Origin of the sequence: Hymenobacter sp. 5516J-16, from assembly GCF_022919335.1 — a bacterium.
Lineage (GTDB): Bacteria > Bacteroidota > Bacteroidia > Cytophagales > Hymenobacteraceae > Hymenobacter > Hymenobacter sublimis.
In genome coordinates, this window is the sequence record NZ_CP095058.1 from 2,055,259 (window position 1) to 2,074,418 (window position 19,160).

General features: G+C 58.7%; 24 protein-coding genes and 2 pseudogenes. 14 read left to right on the forward strand and 12 right to left on the reverse strand.

Annotated features, from left to right (window positions below):
* Nucleotides 1-19 precede the first annotated feature (19 nt).
* On the reverse strand, nucleotides 20-1,333 hold the full coding sequence (rimO, locus tag MUN84_RS10200) for a 30S ribosomal protein S12 methylthiotransferase RimO (RefSeq protein ID WP_244698042.1): 1,314 nt from the start codon (nucleotides 1,331-1,333) through the stop codon (nucleotides 20-22).
* Nucleotides 1,334-1,514: 181 nt separating this feature from the next.
* Here rimO and MUN84_RS10205 point away from each other — a divergent pair, with 181 nt between their 5' ends.
* Nucleotides 1,515-2,078 (forward strand): DUF6252 family protein, encoded by a 564-nt coding sequence (locus MUN84_RS10205; protein WP_244698817.1) that lies wholly within the window; start codon nucleotides 1,515-1,517, stop codon nucleotides 2,076-2,078.
* Between the two features lie 89 nt (nucleotides 2,079-2,167).
* On the opposite strand, the gene ftsY is transcribed toward MUN84_RS10205, so the two are convergent.
* The 7 genes and pseudogenes from ftsY to MUN84_RS10240 all read right to left on the reverse strand — a co-directional run bounded on the left by ftsY (nucleotide 2,168) and on the right by MUN84_RS10240 (nucleotide 6,207).
* A complete protein-coding gene (ftsY, locus tag MUN84_RS10210; RefSeq protein WP_244698045.1) occupies nucleotides 2,168-3,145 on the reverse strand; it encodes a signal recognition particle-docking protein FtsY in 978 nt (325 codons plus the stop codon).
* A 188-nt stretch (nucleotides 3,146-3,333) separates the two neighbouring features.
* Nucleotides 3,334-3,495, reverse strand: coding sequence for a DUF4295 domain-containing protein (locus MUN84_RS10215; protein ID WP_244698047.1), 162 nt, complete (start codon nucleotides 3,493-3,495; stop codon nucleotides 3,334-3,336).
* A gap of 8 nt (nucleotides 3,496-3,503) precedes the next feature.
* Nucleotides 3,504-3,685 (reverse strand): annotated as a pseudogene (rpmG, locus tag MUN84_RS10220) (50S ribosomal protein L33).
* A gap of 113 nt (nucleotides 3,686-3,798) precedes the next feature.
* Complete coding sequence (locus tag MUN84_RS10225; protein ID WP_244698048.1) at nucleotides 3,799-4,551, reverse strand: M24B family metallopeptidase; 753 nt, start codon at nucleotides 4,549-4,551, stop codon at nucleotides 3,799-3,801.
* Nucleotides 4,518-5,447, reverse strand: a complete 930-nt coding sequence (locus MUN84_RS10230; protein ID WP_244698050.1) for an aminopeptidase P N-terminal domain-containing protein — start codon at nucleotides 5,445-5,447, stop codon at nucleotides 4,518-4,520. Before MUN84_RS10230 ends, MUN84_RS10225 begins: the two co-directional genes overlap by 34 nt.
* A 238-nt stretch (nucleotides 5,448-5,685) precedes the next feature.
* On the reverse strand, nucleotides 5,686-5,925 hold the full coding sequence (gene rpmB, locus MUN84_RS10235; RefSeq protein ID WP_110976335.1) for a 50S ribosomal protein L28: 240 nt from the start codon (nucleotides 5,923-5,925) through the stop codon (nucleotides 5,686-5,688).
* Nucleotides 5,926-6,021: 96 nt separating this feature from the next.
* Nucleotides 6,022-6,207, reverse strand: coding sequence for a DUF5522 domain-containing protein (locus MUN84_RS10240; protein ID WP_244698057.1), 186 nt, complete (start codon nucleotides 6,205-6,207; stop codon nucleotides 6,022-6,024).
* Nucleotides 6,208-6,335: 128 nt separating this feature from the next.
* Here MUN84_RS10240 and MUN84_RS10245 point away from each other — a divergent pair, with 128 nt between their 5' ends.
* Both MUN84_RS10245 and MUN84_RS10250 read left to right on the forward strand, forming a co-directional pair.
* Nucleotides 6,336-6,596, forward strand: a complete 261-nt coding sequence (locus MUN84_RS10245) for a hypothetical protein (RefSeq protein WP_244698059.1) — start codon at nucleotides 6,336-6,338, stop codon at nucleotides 6,594-6,596.
* The gene (locus MUN84_RS10250; RefSeq protein WP_244698060.1) at nucleotides 6,590-6,805 is read left to right on the forward strand and encodes a hypothetical protein; all 216 of its coding nucleotides are present in this window, start codon (nucleotides 6,590-6,592) and stop codon (nucleotides 6,803-6,805) included. The genes MUN84_RS10245 and MUN84_RS10250 overlap by 7 nt, the downstream gene beginning before the upstream one ends.
* A gap of 25 nt (nucleotides 6,806-6,830) precedes the next feature.
* Here the strand turns inward: MUN84_RS10250 and MUN84_RS10255 are convergent, their stop codons facing one another.
* Nucleotides 6,831-7,733, reverse strand: a complete 903-nt coding sequence (locus MUN84_RS10255; RefSeq protein ID WP_244698062.1) for an LEA type 2 family protein — start codon at nucleotides 7,731-7,733, stop codon at nucleotides 6,831-6,833.
* Nucleotides 7,734-7,946: 213 nt separating this feature from the next.
* Here MUN84_RS10255 and rocD point away from each other — a divergent pair, with 213 nt between their 5' ends.
* The 7 genes and pseudogenes from rocD (at nucleotide 7,947) to MUN84_RS10290 (ending at nucleotide 13,467) form a co-directional block, all read left to right on the forward strand.
* Entirely contained in the window at nucleotides 7,947-9,215 is a 1,269-nt protein-coding gene (gene rocD / locus MUN84_RS10260; protein WP_244698064.1) for an ornithine--oxo-acid transaminase, read from the forward strand.
* 474 nt (nucleotides 9,216-9,689) lie between these two features.
* The gene (locus MUN84_RS10265; protein WP_244698065.1) at nucleotides 9,690-10,241 is read left to right on the forward strand and encodes an HdeD family acid-resistance protein; all 552 of its coding nucleotides are present in this window, start codon (nucleotides 9,690-9,692) and stop codon (nucleotides 10,239-10,241) included.
* Nucleotides 10,242-10,377: 136 nt separating this feature from the next.
* Nucleotides 10,378-10,599: a hypothetical protein gene (locus MUN84_RS10270; RefSeq protein WP_244698066.1), complete on the forward strand. Its 222-nt coding sequence runs from the start codon at nucleotides 10,378-10,380 to the stop codon at nucleotides 10,597-10,599.
* Nucleotides 10,600-10,762: 163 nt separating this feature from the next.
* Nucleotides 10,763-11,287, forward strand: a complete 525-nt coding sequence (locus tag MUN84_RS10275) for a hypothetical protein (protein ID WP_244698067.1) — start codon at nucleotides 10,763-10,765, stop codon at nucleotides 11,285-11,287.
* A 117-nt stretch (nucleotides 11,288-11,404) separates the two neighbouring features.
* Nucleotides 11,405-11,806 (forward strand): hypothetical protein, encoded by a 402-nt coding sequence (locus tag MUN84_RS10280; protein ID WP_244698068.1) that lies wholly within the window; start codon nucleotides 11,405-11,407, stop codon nucleotides 11,804-11,806.
* 80 nt (nucleotides 11,807-11,886) lie between these two features.
* Nucleotides 11,887-12,878, forward strand: a pseudogene (gene hemB, locus MUN84_RS10285) (porphobilinogen synthase).
* Between the two features lie 79 nt (nucleotides 12,879-12,957).
* Nucleotides 12,958-13,467 carry a GNAT family N-acetyltransferase gene (locus MUN84_RS10290; RefSeq protein ID WP_244698070.1) on the forward strand — a complete coding sequence of 170 codons (510 nt, stop codon included), beginning with the start codon at nucleotides 12,958-12,960 and terminating at the stop codon, nucleotides 13,465-13,467.
* Nucleotides 13,468-13,619: 152 nt separating this feature from the next.
* On the opposite strand, the gene MUN84_RS10295 is transcribed toward MUN84_RS10290, so the two are convergent.
* Complete coding sequence (locus MUN84_RS10295; RefSeq protein WP_244698071.1) at nucleotides 13,620-13,994, reverse strand: hypothetical protein; 375 nt, start codon at nucleotides 13,992-13,994, stop codon at nucleotides 13,620-13,622.
* Nucleotides 13,973-15,040, reverse strand: a complete 1,068-nt coding sequence (locus tag MUN84_RS10300; protein WP_244698073.1) for an APC family permease — start codon at nucleotides 15,038-15,040, stop codon at nucleotides 13,973-13,975. Before MUN84_RS10300 ends, MUN84_RS10295 begins: the two co-directional genes overlap by 22 nt.
* 343 nt (nucleotides 15,041-15,383) lie before the next feature.
* On the opposite strand from MUN84_RS10300, the gene MUN84_RS22945 reads away from it, so the two are divergent.
* The 4 genes from MUN84_RS22945 (at nucleotide 15,384) to MUN84_RS10315 (ending at nucleotide 18,333) form a co-directional block, all read left to right on the forward strand.
* On the forward strand, nucleotides 15,384-15,743 hold the full coding sequence (locus MUN84_RS22945) for a cation diffusion facilitator family transporter (RefSeq protein WP_262920685.1): 360 nt from the start codon (nucleotides 15,384-15,386) through the stop codon (nucleotides 15,741-15,743).
* The gene (locus MUN84_RS10305) at nucleotides 15,665-16,336 is read left to right on the forward strand and encodes a cation diffusion facilitator family transporter (RefSeq protein WP_262920686.1); all 672 of its coding nucleotides are present in this window, start codon (nucleotides 15,665-15,667) and stop codon (nucleotides 16,334-16,336) included. Before MUN84_RS22945 ends, MUN84_RS10305 begins: the two co-directional genes overlap by 79 nt.
* A gap of 111 nt (nucleotides 16,337-16,447) precedes the next feature.
* Nucleotides 16,448-17,602: an amine oxidase gene (locus MUN84_RS10310; protein WP_244698075.1), complete on the forward strand. Its 1,155-nt coding sequence runs from the start codon at nucleotides 16,448-16,450 to the stop codon at nucleotides 17,600-17,602.
* Nucleotides 17,603-17,607: 5 nt separating this feature from the next.
* Nucleotides 17,608-18,333, forward strand: coding sequence for a phospholipase D-like domain-containing protein (locus MUN84_RS10315; RefSeq protein ID WP_244698076.1), 726 nt, complete (start codon nucleotides 17,608-17,610; stop codon nucleotides 18,331-18,333).
* A gap of 109 nt (nucleotides 18,334-18,442) precedes the next feature.
* Here MUN84_RS10315 and MUN84_RS10320 read toward each other — a convergent pair whose 3' ends face one another.
* Nucleotides 18,443-19,093: an RICIN domain-containing protein gene (locus MUN84_RS10320; protein WP_262920709.1), complete on the reverse strand. Its 651-nt coding sequence runs from the start codon at nucleotides 19,091-19,093 to the stop codon at nucleotides 18,443-18,445.
* Between the last annotated feature and the right edge of the window lie 67 nt (nucleotides 19,094-19,160).

Genomic DNA, 19,160 nt, shown 5'->3' on the forward strand with positions numbered 1-19,160 from the left:
TAAGGAGCTCTCGAATTTTCTAGATCAGCTTGCCATACAGGTCAAAGTCAGAGGCCTCGGTAATCTGCACTTGGGCGAAGTCGCCGAGGCGCACGTAGGTGTCTTTGGTGGCAGGCACCAACACTTCGTTGTCTACTTCGGGCGAATCGAACTGGGTCCGACCCACGAAGTAGCCACTTTCCTTCCGGTCGAAGAGAACTTTATGGGTCTGGCCTACTTTTTCCTCGTTCAGCTCCATGGAAATCCCCTGCTGCAGCTCCATAATCTGGTCGGCACGGTGCTGCTTTTCCTCCGCAGGCACGTTGTCCTCGAGGGTGTAGGAGTGGGTGTTGTCCTCGTGGGAATACGTGAAGATGCCCAGGCGGTCGAAGCGGGTATCCTCCACGAAGCGGTAGAGCTCCTCGAAGTCCTGCTGGGTTTCGCCGGGGTGGCCAGCAATAAGGGTCGTGCGCAGGGCAATGTCGGGCACGCGCTGGCGGATGGTGTCCACTAGCTCCACGGTGCGGCGTTTGCTGATGCCCCGCCGCATGGTTTTCAGCATGTTATCGGAAACGTGCTGCAAAGGCATGTCCAAGTACTTGCAGATGTTCTCCCGCTCGTTCATTACGTCTAAGGCATCCATGGGGAACTGCGAGGGGTAGGCGTACTGCAGCCGGATCCAGTCGATGCCGTTTACATCGGAAAGGTGGCGCATCAGGTCGGCCAGCTTCCGCTCGCCGTAGTGCTGCAGGCCATAGTACGTCAAATCCTGGGCAATCAGAATCAGCTCCTTCGTACCCATGGAGGCCAAGCGCTTCGCTTCCTTCACGAGGTCCTCGATGGGGCGGTCCTGGTGCTTGCCGCGCATGAGCGGAATGGCGCAGAACGAGCACGGACGGTTACAGCCTTCGGCAATCTTGAAGTAGGCGTAGTGGGCGGGGGTCGTCAGCAGCCGCTCACCCACCAGCTCGTGCTTGTAGTCGGCTTCCAGCTTTTTCATCAGTTGGGGCAATTCCAGGGTGCCAAAGTAGGCATCCACCTGCGGAATTTCCTTTTCCAGGTCGTCCTTGTAGCGCTGCGACAGGCAGCCCGTCACGTAGAGTTTTTCCAGGCGGCCGGCTTCCTTCTCGTCGGCGTAGCGCAGAATAGTGTCAATGCTCTCCTGCTTGGCGTTGTCAATAAAGCCGCAGGTGTTGATAATGACGATGTTGGCGTCGCTCGTGTCGGCTTCGTGCGTTACCTCAAACTGGTTGGCGCGGAGCTGGCCCATCATCACCTCCGAATCAACGAGGTTTTTGGAGCAGCCCAGGGTAATAACGTTGACTTTATTGGCCTGTTGGCTTCTTACTTTCATAGAGTGTAGCGCGAAGTTTTGCTTCGCGAATCAGTGAACAGGCGGCCGGACAAGACTTTCTAGCTGAGAAAGTTGCCCGCTACGGCCCGTAGGGAAAATCGGACCGCAAAGGTACGCAGCCCGCAACGCCTTTTCCTACCCGTAAGGTTTCTTTCCTATCTTACTACCTCTATTTTGCTTGGTGCTTTATTTTATGTTTACCTCATTCCTTGGATCGTATCCGCGCCTGGGTTTGCTACCCCTGCTAGGTTCAGCTTTGCTGCTGGCGCAGTGCAAGAAGAAAGAAGTCGAGCCGCAGCTTCCACCCGAAACTACGACCGGGGCCATGACCTTCGGCTGCAAAGTAGATGGTCACGTCTTCACGCCGCGCAATGGACAAGGCCAAGAGGGCCTATACGTGCAATACGTCAATCTGGGCACCGGGCCACAGGGGGGCTACTACTTGAATATTCCAGCAGCAGACTGGAAGGCAACCCCGATCAAGGCAGTGAGCATCACCACGGATAGTCTGTTGGTCGAGGAAGGTAAAACGTATGCGTTTAAAAACAGCAAAGGCACGGTACACGCCTTTTATGCCGAAGGAGGTAAATATCAGAAACTAGATTCCGACGAGGGAGAGCTTACGATTACCCGCTTTGATGCCACACAACGAATCCTGTCGGGTCGATTTCATTTTGTTGGGACTAATCAAACAACTCGCAAGCAGGTTCGCGTCACGGAAGGACGGTTTGATGTACGGTTTTAGTACGAGTGCTTAATCTATGCCGCGAAAACAAAAGCCCGCCTGTGCTTTCGCAGGCGGGCTTTTTGTTACAAGGGCACCTAGGGAATCTTCTACTTCTTGAACAGCGAGTTTACGAAGGTGTGACGGTCGAAAAGCTGCAAATCAGTCATCTTCTCGCCTACCCCGATGTAGCGCACTGGCACCTGCAGCTGGTCGGAAATACCGATGACCACGCCGCCCTTAGCCGTACCGTCGAGCTTGGTAATGGCCAGGGCCGATACCTCGGTGGCTTTGGTAAACTCCTTGGCTTGCAGGAAGGCATTTTGGCCGGTACTACCATCGAGCACGAGCAGGACTTCGTGGGGCGCATCCGGAATCACCTTCTGCATCACCCGCTTGATCTTGCTGAGCTCGTTCATCAGGTTCACCTTGTTGTGCAGGCGACCAGCCGTGTCAATAATGACTACATCGGCTTGCATTTCCACGCCTTTCTTCACGGCGTCATAGGCCACGGAGGCGGGGTCAGTGTTCATGCCGTGCGAAATAACCGGCACGCCTACCCGCTGCCCCCAGATGATGAGCTGGTCCACGGCGGCAGCCCGGAAGGTATCGGCAGCGCCCAGCACTACCTTTTTGCCCGCCGAGTGGAAGCGGTGGGCCAGCTTGCCGATGGTGGTGGTTTTGCCCACGCCGTTTACGCCCACCACCATAATCACGAAGGGCTGACCAGTGTTATCGGGCCGATCAAGGATGGCGCGGGAGCCGGTGGCGCCGCTGTTGCGGTCCAGCAAATCGGCAATTTCCTCGCGCAGGATGCGGTCCAGCTCCGAGGTACTCACGTACTTGTCGCGGGCCACGCGCTTTTCGATGCGGTCAATCACCTTCACGGTGGTATCAATCCCGACATCGGCATGCACCAGCAGGGTTTCCAGGTCGTCGAGTACGGCCTCATCCACGGTGCTTTTACCCACCACGGCTTTGCTGAGCTGATCGAAGAAGCTGGTTTTAGTTTTCTGCAGCCCTTCATCGAGGGCCTGCTGCTGCTCCTTGCTTTCCTTGTCCTTCTTGAAAAAATCGAAAAGTCCCATGCGGTCAGGATGTAGGGCGAAGCTCCAGCTTCGCGCATCGTTGCTGAGGCTGAACGGCTTGCCGAGCTTTTAGAAACTCAGCGGCAGCGGTTCAGCGGCACAAAGCTGGAGCTTCGTGCTAGAACGCAAAAAAGTCCCACGGTGGCGGGACTTCTTCACTTCGGTCGGAATGCCACGGGGGCGCCGGATTACTTAACGCCAGTGGCGATGTATTCCTGCACTTTGTCAACGGGCACCATTTCCTCTTTGAAGGTGTAAGCGCCGGTTTTCTCCGATTTCACAGCACGGATAACTTTCGCCCAGTCCTTGCCGCCGGCAGTTTTCAGGGTAGCTACTACTTTCTTAGCCATTGCTCAGATTACTTGATTTCCTTGTGAACGGTCATCTTCTTGAGCACGGAGTTGAACTTCTTCAGTTCAATGCGCTCAGGAGTGTTCTTACGATTCTTGGTGGTGATGTAGCGCGAGGTGCCCGGCTGCCCGAGTTCTTATGCTCAGTGCATTCAAGGATTACCTGCACCCGGTTGCCTTTCTTAGCCATCTCGACGGGGGTTTTTGGTATTAAGGACTGCAAAGGTACGACCCTTTTTGGAATTGCCAAACAGTCAGTGACATTCCCCGCAAAACTGTGCTCGGCCCTTACCCAACTGGCTCCTACTTGAGTGCAGGCAGCGTGAAATCATCCAAAGCGCTGGGCTTGGCCATTAAGCTTTCTACTTCTGCCACGGTACGCGGGGCTTCCCGCGAGAGATTTTCGTAGCCCATGGTCGTAATTAGTACGTCGTCCTCGATGCGCACACCGATGTTCCACCACTTCTTGTCACAGGGGCTGCCTTCGGGGATGTAAATACCTGGTTCCACAGTGATTACGCTACCTGCGCGCAACGGACCATAAGTACCGGAATCATGCACATCGAGGCCTAGGTAGTGGCTGGTGCCGTGTGGAAAGTACTTGCGGGCTTCCTCCGGCTTCTTGATAATACCTAACCGAAGTAGCCCTTCCGCTACTACCTGCTGGGCAGCCTTGTTGGGAGCTTGAAACTCATTGCCGGGCTTGCAGGCAGCAAATCCGGCTTCCTGAGCGGCCAGCACCAACTCGTAAATCTGGCGCTGGGCCGGGCTGAATTTGCCGGAGGGCGGAATAGTGCGCGTAACATCAGCAGTATAGCCGTGGTATTCGGCGCCGCAATCCATCAGCAGCAGGTCGTTTTTTACTTGGGGCTTGTCGTTTTCGGTGTAGTGCAGAATGCAGGCGTTGCCACCAGCCCCCACAATGCTGGGGTAGCCCTCGAACTCGGCCCCGTACTTTTTGTACACGTACTCGTGCACGCCTTGCAGCTCCATTTCGCCCATTTCAGGACGGGTTGCCTTCATTACCTCCTGCTGGCCCACGGCGCTAATGCGCACGGCCCGGCGCAGGAGGACAAGTTCCTCGGGGTTTTTACTTCCCGCAACTGGGCCAGCGCCGCATCAAGCACTTGCGTGTCGAAGCGGCTGGCGGGGCGGTTAGCCACAGCTTTCTGGCGCTCGGCGTCGGTTTTGGCGTTCAGGTACCCTTGCACGTAGGCATCCTGGGCTAGAGCGGGCTGAGTTTGGGTTAGGTTCTGGAGGTAAGGGACCAGCCGCGCCGCACCCGTCAGGCCACGCTGCTGAATAAGCTGCTGAGCCTCCGCCACGACGGGGTTTACATCGGCAGGGAGGGCGGCCTGCTGCCGAAACGAGGCGAGAAGGTTGTATAGGTCGGCGGGGTCCCGGCTGTCGTCGCGCACGTCCGTGGCCAGGGGCGAGTACATGATGTGGGCGAAGCCAGCCCACCCAATGCCGGCGGTTGCAAACTCCTTGTTATCGGCTACAAACTGCACCTGTAGCTGCTGCTTGGCGCCCTCCGTGCCCAGCCGACGGCCAGTCCACTGTTCGGCTTGGGGGTCGCGGGGTTGCACGAACAGGGCTTCCGTAACGCCTGCTTGCCCTTTAACGGTCTGTGGCTCCTTGAACAGCACCAGTACCGCGTCCGGCTCAGTATAGCCAGTCAAGTAGTAAAAATCGGGACTCTGGTGGTAGGTGAAATCGACGTCGTTGGCGCGGTTGCGCACCGGGGCGGCAAATAGCACCGCTACTGAGCCGGCCGGCAAAGCTTGGCGCAGCAACTCCCGCCGCTGCTTGTGAAATGAGGGCGACAGAAAATCGGCCGGGCGGTCGGGGCCGGCGGCGCGCTGGGCCTGGGCCTGGGCCGAGGGAGCCGCTAAAAGCAGGCCCGCGAGCAGGAGAAGATGAGCGGGCTTGGTCAGCAGCGAGATAGGCATAGCGAGGAGTTGGGTCCCTGGAGCTACCCACGAGAGGCAGGGTGCGGACCAGATATACTGCAACTTCCGAAAAAAGCAGCACCTATGCCAGCCCGGAATACGGCACCTGCTACCTATTGCTATACAACAGCGCGAAGCTTCCGCTACCCGCAGAACCGAGAACTTCCAAACAAGGAAATACTCTGAATCTGCGCGTGGCGGAAGCTTCGCGCTAAAAGGCTACTGGTTTCCGAAGAAACTAGTACACGATGAAGCCTTGCTCCTTGGCCTTCTTCAGGACCGACATGATGCCGTTCTTGTTGATGGTACGGATGGTGCTGGCGGCAACTTTGAGCGTAACCCAGGCGTCTTGCTCCGGGATGTAGAAACGTTTCTTCTGCAGGTTCGGGTAGAACTTGCGCTTGGTCTTGTTGTTGGCGTGCGAAACGTTGTTGCCTACGCGGGTACGCTTGCCGGTCAGATCACAAACTCGGGCCATGATATCAGGAGCTTAGAGGTTTCAATGCTAGAAAAAGGGACGCAAATATCCGAAGTATTTTGACAGAAGCAAACCCACGGGCTGAAAAATAGCAGGTTAGCCCGTTTTCGGGCCCGGACGGGGCTTCTTTTTGTCGCGCCCGAACTGCCAAGGGCAGTGCCGGCAGCCGTTGCCGCAGCAGGTACCCCGCCGCAAATGGTACTGTTCCGTGAAAACCATGTAGCCTTCCGGGGTCAGGTAATAGTCGCCGGGCTGGAGAGATTGGGGAGCGGAACGGGCCACGAAATTACAGGAAGTGAAGCCGCAAGATACGCAGGCTCAGCCAGTGCGGCCGTTGAAAACATGTTCTTACCCTTGGGAGTATATAGTCTACTCCGCGCTTGGGCTTATGGCGCCGGCTGTCCTGCATCATGCGCCCTCTGCTACCCTTGTTTTTGGCTGTGCTGCTGACCGGTGCAGCGCAGGCCCAACACTCTGAATCGGCTGGTGTTGCGCTGCTGGTTGAGCAACTAGCTCAGGCGCCGGAAACCTTGCCGGAACTACCCTTGAAAGAAGCCCGTCGCACCTTGCCCCAAGCGCGGCAGCACTACCAGCGCGGCCTACCGGCCGGCACTAACTTCTACCTCACGGCCCGAGTACTAAATGAAACGGCTACCCCGAAGCCGTGGTAATACTTGTTGAGCGGTGGCAGGGTAGCCGCATCAGCGGCCGTATTCTGCGGTTAGACCCCAACGGCCGCGCTACCCCCGGCTCCGCCGTCGAGTTCGAGGAAGCTGCCGTGCTAGACTGGGTGCTAGTGCAGCCCAACGGCGCGGAGGAAGGCAACTACCTCGGCAAATTCTTGGACCTGGAAGACCGACTGGCGACTCTGCACGACTAGGTAGTTTGCCGCATCGGCCGTCGGTTTACTCGCCTTTCTTCGGAATGTTCTTCAAATCCTGCAACGTGCCGCTGCTATTGAAGCGCATGGTCATGTCCTTGGGGTTGTGCTGGCCGGCGGCAATTACGGCCGCGCCGGTGAGCTTGTAGTTGGTTTTCTTCGCTTTGAAGAGGGTTTTGAAGGCAACTTTGGGTAACCCCTTGGGTTCAAACTTCACGTGAATGGGCATAAGCTCCGTGCCGCGCTTACGAAACGAGACATCCTTTTCCTCCACGCCCTGCACCTGCATGTCGTCACTGATGCGGAAATCATAGCTCACGCGCCGAACCGTGACGGGAAACGGGTTGTAATTGGTCACCTTCAGCGTAACGACGGCTTCACCGTTTTTCAGCCCCAAGTCTTTTACGTCTACGTCGGCTACTTCCACCTTCGGGAGTTTGGGCAGGTACACCCGTTTGGTGATGTTCACCGGAATCTTCTGGGGGCCGGCCACGGGTAAGCGGGTGTACAGGTTCATGGTCATTTGCACGTCTACGCAGTCCTGTTGGCTGTTTTTGAGCGTGTTCTTGACGTTGCTTAAATCCATGGACATGGGAAGCTGCAGGTGGCTGACGGCGTTGCCCTGCATGACGGTAGGCTTGTCCTTGGTACCCTCAGCCAGCAGTTTGCCATCCACGCGGGTCTGGTAGCTTAGGCTATCAATTTGCAGGGTTACGGGCATGTGGTTGCGCAAATCCGTCTTTACCTGAGCCTGCAAACGGTCGGCGGTAATATTATTAACGGAGAGGGAAGTATTTTCCAGGGTCGGCAACAGTTCCTTGCCCTTATCGGTTGAAAAGTAGGCCCAGCCGCCGCCCAGCAACAGAACCACAAGCAGAGCCAGTATAAAAGTCCAGACGGGGTGACGGCGTACGAAAGTAGCGGCCATAGTTTCGGAAGCTGCGTTGGAGAGTGAACCAGAATGCTACCGGATATTATATACGGTTGAGCTTCAAGAATTTACAAAGCAGCACTTTTCTCTTACTCCTGAAAGCAGGGAAATGGTTATGGCCGAGCTTGCCTTGGCAGCTCCGTATCGGGCCCGCCTTTTTCCGTAGTTTTGAACTAGTTAAGTCCGCTATTAACCCAAACCACCCTTGTTATGCAGTCCGCCCCCACCCACCCCACTGCCGACGTACTCACCTCGCCCAGCCGCAGCCAGGAGCTTATGGCGCTGGAGGACCAGTACGGGGCTCACAATTACCATCCGCTGCCCGTGGTGTTGGCCCGGGGTGAGGGCGTGCACCTCTGGGACGTGGAAGGCAAGCATTATTACGACTTCTTGTCGGCGTACTCGGCTGTAAATCAGGGCCACTGTCACCCGCGCATCATTGGCGCCCTCACGGAGCAGGCTCAGAAGCTGACGCTGACTTCCCGCGCCTTCTTCAACGACCAATTGGGCCCGGCCGAAAAGCAGCTTTGTGAACTATTTAACTACGATAAAGCCCTGCTGATGAACTCCGGGGCCGAGGCCGTAGAAACTGCCCTGAAGCTGGCCCGCAAGTGGGGCTACCAGGAAAAAGGTATTGCCCCGAACCAGGCCCGCATTCTGGTGGCCGAGCACAACTTCCACGGCCGCACCACGGGTATCATCTCCTTTAGCACCGATCCGGACTCCACTGGTGGCTTCGGCCCCTATACGCCCGGCTACCAGGTAGTACCCTACGATGATTTGGCGGCCCTGGAAGAAGCCGTGAAAGACCCGCACGTGTGCGGCTTCCTAGTGGAGCCCATTCAGGGTGAGGCTGGCGTCATGGTGCCTTCGGAGGGCTACTTGGCTCAGGCCGCCGCTATTTGCAAGGCCCACAAGGTGCTGTTTATTGCCGATGAAATTCAAACGGGCCTGGGCCGCACTGGTGAGCTGCTGGCCGTGTGTTACGAGGGTGTGCACGCCGACATTCTAATTCTGGGCAAGGCCTTGAGTGGGGGCGTGATGCCGGTGTCGGCGGTGCTGGCCCGCAACGAAATCATGCTCACTATTCAGCCCGGGCAGCACGGCTCTACGTTTGGGGGTAATCCGCTGGCCTGCGTGGTACTGCGGGCCGCCCTGGACGTGCTGCTGGAGGAAAAGCTTACCGAAAATGCCCGCGTACTGGGCGAAGTATTCCGGGAGCGGATGCGCCGGGTGCAGCAGCAGCGCCCCGAGGTAGTAGAACTAGTGCGCGGCAAGGGACTACTCAACGCCGTGGTTATCAAGCCCCGCCCCGACGGCCGCACGGCCTGGGACGTGTGCGTGACCTTGATGGAGCGCGGCGTGCTCGCCAAGCCTACCCACGGCGACATCATTCGGTTTGCCCCACCCCTGGTTATTACCGAGGAACAGCTCCACGAAGCCTGCGACATTATTGAGCAGGTAATCCGGGAGTTCTAAGTTCTATGAAGAGTAAAAACTTTGAATTAACACAGGTCGTCAGGCTGAGCACAGTAAAACATTTCGCATGCTACTGTCAGCCCGCGAGATGCTTCGTCTCTGCATGATGCGCAGAATAATCAGCCTGACGTTCTTTTTTAGCTCAAACACCCTTACTGTCCACGCCGGTTAGGTTGCCATACTTGAACCCGGTACGCTGGCTTATCCTTTTCCTACCCGGAAGGCTGGTTTGCCATTTTGCTGCAGTATCCTTTCACAAGCGGGGTCCCTGAGTAGGGGCCCCGCTTTGGCGTAGTATGGGGCTTGCTTGCCGTACGTATTACCCGGTTGCTCCGCACAAAAACGGAGCAGCCCTACCGGGAAATACTGAATTTGGGTGCGTTGGTCGGCACGGCCGCAACACGGAGTTGGCCGCGGGAGTATGCTGGAACAATCTTCCAAACTTTACGACTAGCAGCTATGCTACAATCAGTTATGTATTCAAACTGGTGGGTAATGGCCCTGCGCGGACTGTCGGCCGTGCTATTCGGCTTGCTTACTTTCCTGATGCCCGGCCTGACCTTACTGGTGCTAATAACCTTGTTCGGGGCATACTGCCTGGTGAATGGGGTGCTCACCCTAATCACGGCCTTCCGCGGGGGGCGCAACCAACCGCGCTGGTGGGCCCTGGTGCTAGAAGGGGCCGTCAGTTTGGTTGCTGGGGCCGTGACTTTAGCCTGGCCCGATCTTACCTCCCTGGTGCTTCTGTACGTGGTAGCCATCTGGGCCCTGGTAACCGGGCTGCTCCAGATCGGCTCGGCCATTCGGCTGCGCAAGCACATAACCGGGGAGTGGGTGCTGATGGCCGGGGGCTTGCTTTCGGTACTGTTCGGATTGATACTGATGACGAGGCCCATTGCGGGCGCCCTGGTTGTTGCCTGGTGGGTGGGGGCTTACGCATTTGCCTTCGGGATTCTGTTAGCGATACTGGCCTTCCGGCTGCGGCGGCAGGCCAGCCACCAAGGAGCAGCAGCTTCAGCCAGCTAGGTAGCGGGCCAGCGGCCACGCCCACCGACGAAACCGCGCTTCTGGCGGGGCATGGCCGCAGATTAGCCGAGGATGCCAGCAGGGGGCTAGACGAGGTAGTAATTTTGACTCATTACTACTTCAACATCTACTCGTTATGCGTACTCGTCGGTTGCTTCTGTTGTGTGGTTTGGTGTCAATGCTAGCAAGCAGCTGCCAGACGAGTCGCTCGGCTTTTCAGGCCCGGCATTTGGGTCCGGTAATGTCGTTTTCCGCGGACACGGCTACCACGGTACTGCTGCTACACGACTCCCAGGGCCCGCAGGCCACTCGGGTGCAGGTAACGGCCGCCGAAGCCGCTGCCTTCCGCCAGCAGTAAGCCGGGAGCGGGTTTCCCGTTGACGTTTTGCCCTGATTTTCACACACCACGCCGCCGTGGTCCAGTCCAAAGTGGGCAGGGCCGCGGCGGTGGTGTTTTCGGCCAGCTGGCTTCCGGAAGCCCGAAAATGCGGCCCGGCGCGGGGTTTGTTTTACCTTGGGCCATGCATGTATTCCGATGGTGCCGCGGCTGGGCGGCAATTGCGCTGCTGGCCACTAGCTGCCGCAGCGAACAGGTAGCTTTTCAATTCCGGCCGGCTCCTCCCAGCGTTGCTCCGGCCCCCATTTCTGCCCCCTCTCCCACCACTCCCTCTCCGGCACCGGCCCCTGCCCCGCTGGAACCCACCCCTACGGCCTCCGTTGCTACCCCGGCCCGCCCGAAAACGCAGCAACTGGCTCACCTGCCACAGCCACCTCAACAGCTTCACCGTCAACTACTTCGTCGCCATCAATCCCAGGAAACTACGGCCCGGCCCCAGGCACAGCTTCCGGCCAGGCGCGACACGTGGCATCTGCTGCTGGGTGGGTTGCTGATAGCGGCTGGGGTAGTAACGGGGCTGCTGCTGGGCGGCTGGCTGGGGCTAGGTGTAGGGGCGCTGATTGTTGTTCTGGGCTACTACTTTCTGGTGCTGGGCCTAGGTGGCAAACACGCGTGGCTGGAGATTTTCCAAGAATTTTTTAACATGTAACCACCACATACTGCACAAATTATGGCGTACGGTAAGGGCATCCTGCTATTCCTTGCTGCTGCTTTGGTCACGGGTTGCCGAAGCGAAAGGACTGGGTTTCAGTTCAGGCCAGCTCCCGTGGTAGCAAAATCGGAGGTTCCGATTGGCACAGCCTCGCCGCCCGTTGCGAAGGTGGTCCGCCTGAGCCTACCGGTAGGGCCTGACTGGCGGTCCTCAGCCCAGAGCCGAAACAAACAACTACGCCCGGCAGCCAAGCGGCGGCCAGCTTCCGCAGCCACCAGCCCTACCCGCACGGATGCTGTTCAGCACCGCCAGCAGCTGAAACCGTTGTTTCACTACCGGAGCCCGCGCGAACTGCACTTTGGACCAAACGCCGGTACTTTTTTACTGCTAGTGGTTGGAGGAGTTATAGGCCTGATTGCGGGTGCCTTTATCGGTTCTACTGCTGGCATTGTGGTAGCCGTGGCAAGCCTGGCAGCCGTAGTGCTGGGCTTCCTAGGTTTTGTGAACCAGTGGTAGCCTGATCTGCCAATTCCGCAACCTTACCTTTGCCGTGGTTGTTCTACCCCGTCTACCTCACTGATAACTGAAAGCTACCCATGCCTATTCTGCCTACGCACCGCCCGCGCCGCAACCGTAAGTCCCAGGTTATTCGCGACATGGTGCAGGAAACCCGCCTTACAACCCACGATTTTATTTACCCCATTTTCATCACCGAGGGACAGAACCAGCAGGTGGCCATCAAGTCGATGCCGGGTATTCATCGGTTTTCGGCTGATCGGGTTATTGATGAAATTGGTCAGTGCGTGGAGCTGGGTATCAAGAGCTTCGCGCCGTTTCCACAGGTGAACGAGGTGCTAAAGGACCGGCTGGCCCGCGAGTCGGCCAACATGGAAGGTCTTTACCTCAAAACCGTAGCCGAGATTAAGCGGCAGTTTCCAGAGGTAGTGCTGATGACCGACGTAGCCATGGACCCCTACTCCAGCGACGGCCACGACGGCATCGTGGACCCCGACTCGGGCGAGATTCTCAACGACGCTTCCCTAGAGGTGCTGGGTCAGATGGCCCTAGCTCAGGCCCGGGCCGGTGCCGACATTATTGGCCCTCCGACATGATGGACGGCCGCGTGGCCTGGATTCGGGAGGTGCTGGACAGCAACGCGTTTTCGCACGTGAGCATTATGAGCTACACGGCCAAGTACGCCTCGGCTTTTTACGGCCCCTTCCGCGACGCCCTTGATTCGGCCCCCAAGAAAGGCGACAAGAAAACCTACCAAATGAACTACGCCAACCGCCGGGAAGCCCTGGTTGAGCTGGCACTTGATGAGCAGGAAGGCGCTGATATGGTGATGATTAAGCCCGCCCTAAGCTACCTCGATGTTATTCGGGAGGTGCGCAACAACACCCAGCTGCCCGTCACGGCTTACAATGTATCGGGGGAGTACGCTATGGTGAAAGCAGCCGCTCAGCAGGGCTGGCTTGATGGGGAGAAAACCATGATGGAAGTACTAACTAGCATCAAGCGGGCCGGGGCCGACGCCATTCTGACGTACTTCGCCAAAGAAGCTGCCGAGGTACTGCGCCGGGGTTAGCACTCTAATGCTTAGAAAAGCGGAATGGGCTCGGCTTGTTCCGCTTTTTTTATGTCTTCACTCAACATTCACTTTCCTTATGCCAACGCTACGGCTTGCTACCTCTTCCGATGTTCCTGCTATACTTGCTCTTATCCGGCGAGTAGTGCCGCTGATGCAGGCCGGCGGTAACCAGCAATGGAGCGCCGATTACCCGAATGAGCAGGTGTTTCAGCAGGACATTGCTCGGGGCCACTTGTGGGTAGCTGAGCTACATGGCGCAGTAGCGGCCGTTGCGGCCCTCACCCACAACGACCAAGATGCTGAATACGCCCAAGCCGACTGGGATTTTGCGGAGCCGGCCCTGGTAACTCACCGCCTAGCTGTCGACCCCGCCGCTCAGGGCCACGGGCTGGCCGTAGCGTTGCTGGAGCAGGCCGAACAGCTGGCACTTGCCCACGGTCTGCGGGTGCTGCGCGTAGATACCAACTCCGAAAATCAGGCCACGCAACGGCTGTTTCCGCGGCTGGGCTACCGCTACGCTGGCGAAATCACGCTGGCTTTCCGGCCGGGGCTACGGTTCTTCTGCTACGAGAAGTGGGTGGGGTAAACTAGCGTACATTGCCCGGAGTCTGGCCTTTATCTAGTTTTTAGTATCCCCTCCTACGCACTATTCTGCGGGGATAAGCAAGCCACCCTACTTGCATGTTTCGCCTATGAGCCGAGCCGACGTGGTAGTGGTCGGGGTACACCTGGGAAAACTCACTTCTCAAACGGCCAGCGCCTGAGCTGACGGCTCCAGAGTAGGAACACGCCTACCCCTACCGCCATCATCAGCAAGGCCCCCACTTGGAATGGCAAAAACAGCGTGACCGTTTGGGACAGGGTGAGCCTGATTCCGTCTTGAATGCTCAGGAATACCCACAGCCACACGGCTACGGCCACAAGTACGGGCAGCGGATACAAGGGCATTCGGAAGGGTAGCCCCTGGGTGCCGCGCCGCCGACGCAGTAGTACCAGCCCTACGGCCTGCCCCACAAACTGCACCAGAATCCGCATGGCCAGGATGGCACTGATGACTTCGCCCAGCTTAAAAAGCAGACTGAACACAAACCCTACCCCACCCAGCAGCAGCAAGGAAACGTGGGGAAATGCTTGGTAGGATGAGTGCGGGCGAAAATGGGCAGAAACTCGCCGTCGGCGGCCGCGGCGTAGGGAATGCGCGAGTAGCCCAGCAGCACGGCGAACAAGGAAGCAAATGCCACCCACAGCACCAGGGCCGTAGCCGCTTTGGCCGCCGTAGCGCCGTAAATCCGCTCCACAAACGTGCTGACAATGAACTCCGAACGGCTGGCTTCGGCCCACGGAATTACGGAGCCCACGCTCCAGTTCAGGAGCAGGTAGAGGGCCATAATTCCGAGAATGCTCAAAAAAATGCTGCGCGGAATGATTTTGTGGGGCTCCCGGACCTCGCCGCCCAAGTGGCAGACGTTGTAGTAGCCTAGGTAGCTGTAAATGGTTTTAGCCGTGGCCTGGCCCATGGCGGCGGAAAGCAGGACTCCGGGCAGCGCCCCCAGCCCACCGGCCGGCAGCCAGGCTACTGGGTGGGTAGCGTGCGTCACCCCGCCCAGAATCAGCCAGCCCATGAGCCCGAGCACGCCCAGCCACAACAGCACCCCTAACCGCCCGATATCCTCAATCTTGCGGTAGAGCAGAGCCAGCAGCAGCAAAACCACCCCGCCCGATACCAGCTTGGGCTGCCACCACTCGGTGAGGGGCACGAGGTAGCCGAAGTACTGGGCAAAGCCGATGGCTCCGGAGGCTACTACCAGCGGCGCCTGCACCAAAGTCTGCCACACGTAGAGAAACGACATAAGCCGGCCCCACTTCTGCTCCCCGTAGGCCAACTTCAGGAAGCGGTAGGAGCCGCCGGCTTCGGGGTAGGCCGCCCCCAGCTCACTCCAAATCAGCCCATCCACCAGGCTCAGAGCCGCGCCTACCAGCCAGGCCAGCAGAAAGTTAGGCCCCATGAATCCCATGACCAGCGGCAGCGTCACGAAGGGCCCAATGCCCACCATGTCAATCATGTTCAGGGCCGTAGCCTGCACCAGCCCCAACCGCCGGTGCAGGGTAGGCGGGGCCGGGGCAGAAGCTGATGCGGGGGTAGAGGGAGGCTGATCCATAGGAAACGAGTTGAAGCTGTACAATCCGCAGAAGCCCCGATTGTTCATGCACCTACGAGCCGAACCCAGCCGCAGCCAGCCGGCGGGCTCATCCAACCTGGGTTTGCCGGGTTTCGTACCACTGGCTCAGTCACCACGCTTTGCATGCACTGTACAGCCACTTACGGGCCCCGTTGCAGTAGCCTGAACAGTAGGGGGCCGGCGGCTGGTGGCTGGCCGTAGTGGCCAAGAATTTAGCCGCATCTTCGTGCTAGCCGCCAGCGCTATGGCTACCCACTACGGCCACTGTACGGGCGCTTCCCGTTTTGCTTGTTGTTTTTATCCTGCGCCCTAGCTCTACCACATGGCATCCCAGTCCTCGTCTAAAATTGCCATTTACGGTGCCATTGGGGCCAATGTCGCCATTGCCATCAGCAAGTTTGTAGCGGCCTTCTTTACTGGTAGCTCGGCCATGCTTTCGGAAGGCATTCACTCCCTTGTAGACAGTGGCAACGGGCTGCTGATTTTGTTTGGGGTGCACCAGGCCCAGAAGCCTGCCAATGCTCGCCACCCTTTCGGCCGCAGCAAAGAGCTGTATTTCTGGTCGCTGATTGTGGCCATTCTGGTGTTTTCCGTGGGCGGGGCATGTCATTCTACGAGGGCATTGCGCACATCAAGCACCCGGCCCCCATCACCGATGCCACCTGGAACTACTGGGTACTAGGCCTTTCACTGGCTTTTGAAGGCATTTCCTTCTTTCTGGCTTTCCGCGAGTTTAACAAAAGCCGCGGCGAGGCGGGCTTCTGGGCTACCCTGGGGCGCAGCAAGGATCCGTCGGTATTTGCCATTCTGATGGAGGACTCGGCAGCCCTGCTAGGATTGGTTATTGCTCTGGCTGGGGTGTACTTCGGACACATGTTCCAGAATCCTTACTTTGATGGGGCCGCTTCCATCTGCATCGGGGTGCTGCTAATTTCCGTGGCCGTGTTCCTCATCTACAAAACCAAGGGCCTGCTTGTGGGCGAAGGGGTAGAAGAGCAAACCCTGGATGCCTTGGAAGCACTGGTGCGGCAGCAGGCCGGGGTTGAGCAAACTCGCCGGCCCCTGACCATGTACCTCGGCCCCCAAGACGTGATACTGGCCCTAGACGTTGATTTCTACGACCATTTGTCGGCCGTTGAGGTTGAAAAAACCGTAGACGAGCTTCAAGATAAAATCCGGGCCACGTATCCGGAGTTCAAGCGCATCTTTATTGAGGCCCACGGCTTGGCCGGCCAGCAGCGTACCCCGCTGCCACCCGGTCCTACCTCGGCCTAACTCTAAGGGTTGCTCTTGTCTTGGCGGCTGGCGCTGCCAGGACTTCGTTCTCTCCTTTCCAGCTGCTATGCCACACGACTTCCTCGCTACCTCCCCTTTCAATCCTTCTGGATGGCCGGTTTTGAATGCACCGACCAGCAGAACGCCTTCGGCAACCGCGTCGATTTTCTCACGCTCACCGGCCACCTCCAACTCCTCGACGACGACTACCAGGCCGTGCGCTCCTTTAACCTGGGCACCGTGCGCGAAGGCATCCGCTGGAGCCAGGTCGAGCGCACTCCCTACCAGTATGACTGGAGCACGGTGCAAGTGCTGCTGGACGCGGGCCAGCGCAACGGCATCCAGCAGGTCTGGGACTTGTGCCACTTCGGCTACCCCGACGACCTGACCCCGCTGCACCCCATGTTTGCCCGCCGCTTTGCGCACCTGTGCCGGGCCTTTGTGGAGTTTTACCGCAGCCAGCGCCCCCACGATGTTCTTATCGTGACGCCCATCAACGAAGTAAGCTTCATGAGTTGGCTGGGCGGTGATGTGCGGGGCACCTCGCCTTATTGCGTGGGCCAGGGCTGGGAAGTGAAGCGTGGCCTGATGCGGGCCTACATTGAAGGTGTAGCCGCTCTGCGCGAGGCCGACCCCGGCATTCGGATTCTGACCACGGAACCTCTGATCAACATTGTGCCCCGCCACGGTGCTGGCCCTGCTGAAACGCGCCGCGCCCGGGAGTTTCACCTGAATCAGTTTCAGAGCGTGGATATGCTGGCCGGGCGCCTGTGCCCGGAGCTAGGCGGCCGCCCGGAGTACCTGGACCTGCTCGGGTTTAATTTCTACTACGACAACCAGTGGCAGTTGGAGCCCCACCAAACCCTACCCTGGGCCAACGACTTTAACGACTCGCGCTTCCGGCCCCTCAGCCATTTGCTGCGGCAAGCCTACCGCCGCTATGGCCGCCCGGTAGTACTCACCGAAACCAGCCACCCCGGCCAGGACCGCCCATTGTGGCTGAACATGATTGCCCGCGAGGCAGCCCACGCCCTTAAATCCGGAGTTCCCCTGCTGGGCGTTTGCCTTTACCCCATCATCGACCGGCCCGACTGGGACCACCTGACCCCCTGGCACCGAGCTGGCCTCTGGGATGCCGACCTGACCCAGCCTGCTCCCGGCCTGACCCGCTTGCTGCACGAGCCCTCCGCCGATGCTCTCACCCAGGCGCAGCACACCGTGGCCAAGGCGCTGCGGCAGCCCGTTGAGCAACTTTCCTTCTCCTGAAACACATGAGCGGTAGCCCCACTTCTGCCTCAGCTGACCTGCTTCAGCAGTTCCAGCAGGCCTTTGCCGACGTAAACCTGTCCTCCGCGGAAGCCCACCACCTGCGCGACCGGCTGGCGAGCTTTGCCGGACAGGGCGGCGATGTGGGGCAACTGCGCCATCAGGTGTTTGCCTTGGCTCGGGAGCGGTTCAACACCTTCAAGGACAAAGCCGTGGTAGAGTGGCTGGAGGCGGCCACTCTACTACTGCCCGAAGCAACCCTTCCGGTTCCGCAGCTCCAAAGCAGCGCCGCAGAAGTGTATTTCAGTCCCGGCCAAGAGTGCGTAGCGGCTATTCGGCGGTTTATTCTGGAGGCTCGGAGTACCCTGGACGTTTGTGTATTCACGGTGGCAGATGATCGGCTGACTGATGCTTTGCTCACGGCGCACCGGGCAGGCGTCCGGTTACGGCTGCTCACCGATAACGACAAGCTCTTTGACCGGGGCTCCGACGTGCGCCAGTTGCACGCCGCCGGCGTACCCGTGCGCACCGACTGCACCGAGTACCACATGCACCACAAATTCGCCCTAGCCGACCGCCAACGAGTGCTTACGGGCAGTTACAACTGGACTCGCTCGGCCGCGGAGCACAACCTAGAAAACCTGCTCATCACTTCGGATCCAGCCATTGTGGCCCGCTACGCAGCAGAGTTTGAGCGCCTATGGGCCCAACTGTCTGCTTACGAAGGCTAACGGCTCGCTTCAATACCCTGGGCTGTACCACGCAACAAGGCCCGCCGCTCAACTCCCAGCAGGAGCCAAGCGGCGGGCCTTGTTGCGTGGTTCTGAAACCAGCCTAGGCTTATTTGGCCGAGGTAGTCTGGATTTGGGCGCCTTCCGCCGAAGGGCGCCGGATGATCAGAGGGAGTTTAGTGGTTTCGATGCCTACGGTCAGGTTCAGGTTATAGTCGCCGGCGGGCAGGTCAGTAAAGTCGAGGGACTGGTGATGCGAACCGGCCGGCTGCTTACGGTAGTCCGACACGCGCACGGCAATGCCGCGCTGGTTGTACAGCACCCAGCCCAGGGGCTTCTCCTGGGCCAGCTGATACGACATCTGCACGACGCCGTTGCTGGGGTTGGGGTACACGCTCATTTGGTTGGCTCCTACGCCGGGCAGGCTCATGGCCGCTACTACCGGCGGAGCTTGGGCCGGGGCTACGGCCGTTAACTTCCACTGCTGGGCTTCTTTGCCGGAATAACGCCGCTGCTCCACTCCGCCGCCTTCCGCAACGTCAGCTGAATCCCTCGCGGAAAGGGCCTTGCGGCTGTGCTTGGCAAGCAGCTTGTAGTAGCCGCCGCCCACTTCCTCAATGCGCCAGATTTGGTTGTTACCGCTGTAGTAGTTCCAGAGGCTCATGGGCGCCCCGTTGGACGTGGAGCTGCCCAGCACCTCCAGTACCTTATTGCTGCCCTGCACCGAAATGCGGTAGAAGCCTTCACCAGCCGGCTCAATTTTCCACTGGGGGCCTTGCCTTTGCTGTTAGGGTTCAGCACCCGGCTGGCATACCGGCCTTCGTCAG

Coding starts and splice junctions, on each gene's coding strand:
- MUN84_RS10255 (WP_244698062.1), bottom strand. CDS start 7,733: ATGGCCGCTACTTTCGTACGCCGTCACCCCGTCTGGACTTTTATACTG.
- MUN84_RS10305 (WP_262920686.1), top strand. CDS start 15,665: ATGTCATTCTACGAGGGCATTGCGCACATCAAGCACCCGGCCCCCATC.
- rimO (WP_244698042.1), bottom strand. CDS start 1,333: ATGAAAGTAAGAAGCCAACAGGCCAATAAAGTCAACGTTATTACCCTG.
- MUN84_RS10310 (WP_244698075.1), top strand. CDS start 16,448: ATGGCCGGTTTTGAATGCACCGACCAGCAGAACGCCTTCGGCAACCGC.
- rpmB (WP_110976335.1), bottom strand. CDS start 5,925: ATGGCCCGAGTTTGTGATCTGACCGGCAAGCGTACCCGCGTAGGCAAC.
- rocD (WP_244698064.1), top strand. CDS start 7,947: ATGCAGTCCGCCCCCACCCACCCCACTGCCGACGTACTCACCTCGCCC.
- MUN84_RS10275 (WP_244698067.1), top strand. CDS start 10,763: ATGCATGTATTCCGATGGTGCCGCGGCTGGGCGGCAATTGCGCTGCTG.
- ftsY (WP_244698045.1), bottom strand. CDS start 3,145: ATGGGACTTTTCGATTTTTTCAAGAAGGACAAGGAAAGCAAGGAGCAG.
- MUN84_RS10230 (WP_244698050.1), bottom strand. CDS start 5,447: ATGCCTATCTCGCTGCTGACCAAGCCCGCTCATCTTCTCCTGCTCGCG.
- MUN84_RS10300 (WP_244698073.1), bottom strand. CDS start 15,040: ATGGATCAGCCTCCCTCTACCCCCGCATCAGCTTCTGCCCCGGCCCCG.
- MUN84_RS22945 (WP_262920685.1), top strand. CDS start 15,384: ATGGCATCCCAGTCCTCGTCTAAAATTGCCATTTACGGTGCCATTGGG.
- MUN84_RS10315 (WP_244698076.1), top strand. CDS start 17,608: ATGAGCGGTAGCCCCACTTCTGCCTCAGCTGACCTGCTTCAGCAGTTC.
- MUN84_RS10265 (WP_244698065.1), top strand. CDS start 9,690: ATGTATTCAAACTGGTGGGTAATGGCCCTGCGCGGACTGTCGGCCGTG.
- MUN84_RS10290 (WP_244698070.1), top strand. CDS start 12,958: ATGCCAACGCTACGGCTTGCTACCTCTTCCGATGTTCCTGCTATACTT.
- MUN84_RS10245 (WP_244698059.1), top strand. CDS start 6,336: ATGCGCCCTCTGCTACCCTTGTTTTTGGCTGTGCTGCTGACCGGTGCA.
- MUN84_RS10215 (WP_244698047.1), bottom strand. CDS start 3,495: ATGGCTAAGAAAGTAGTAGCTACCCTGAAAACTGCCGGCGGCAAGGAC.
- MUN84_RS10270 (WP_244698066.1), top strand. CDS start 10,378: ATGCGTACTCGTCGGTTGCTTCTGTTGTGTGGTTTGGTGTCAATGCTA.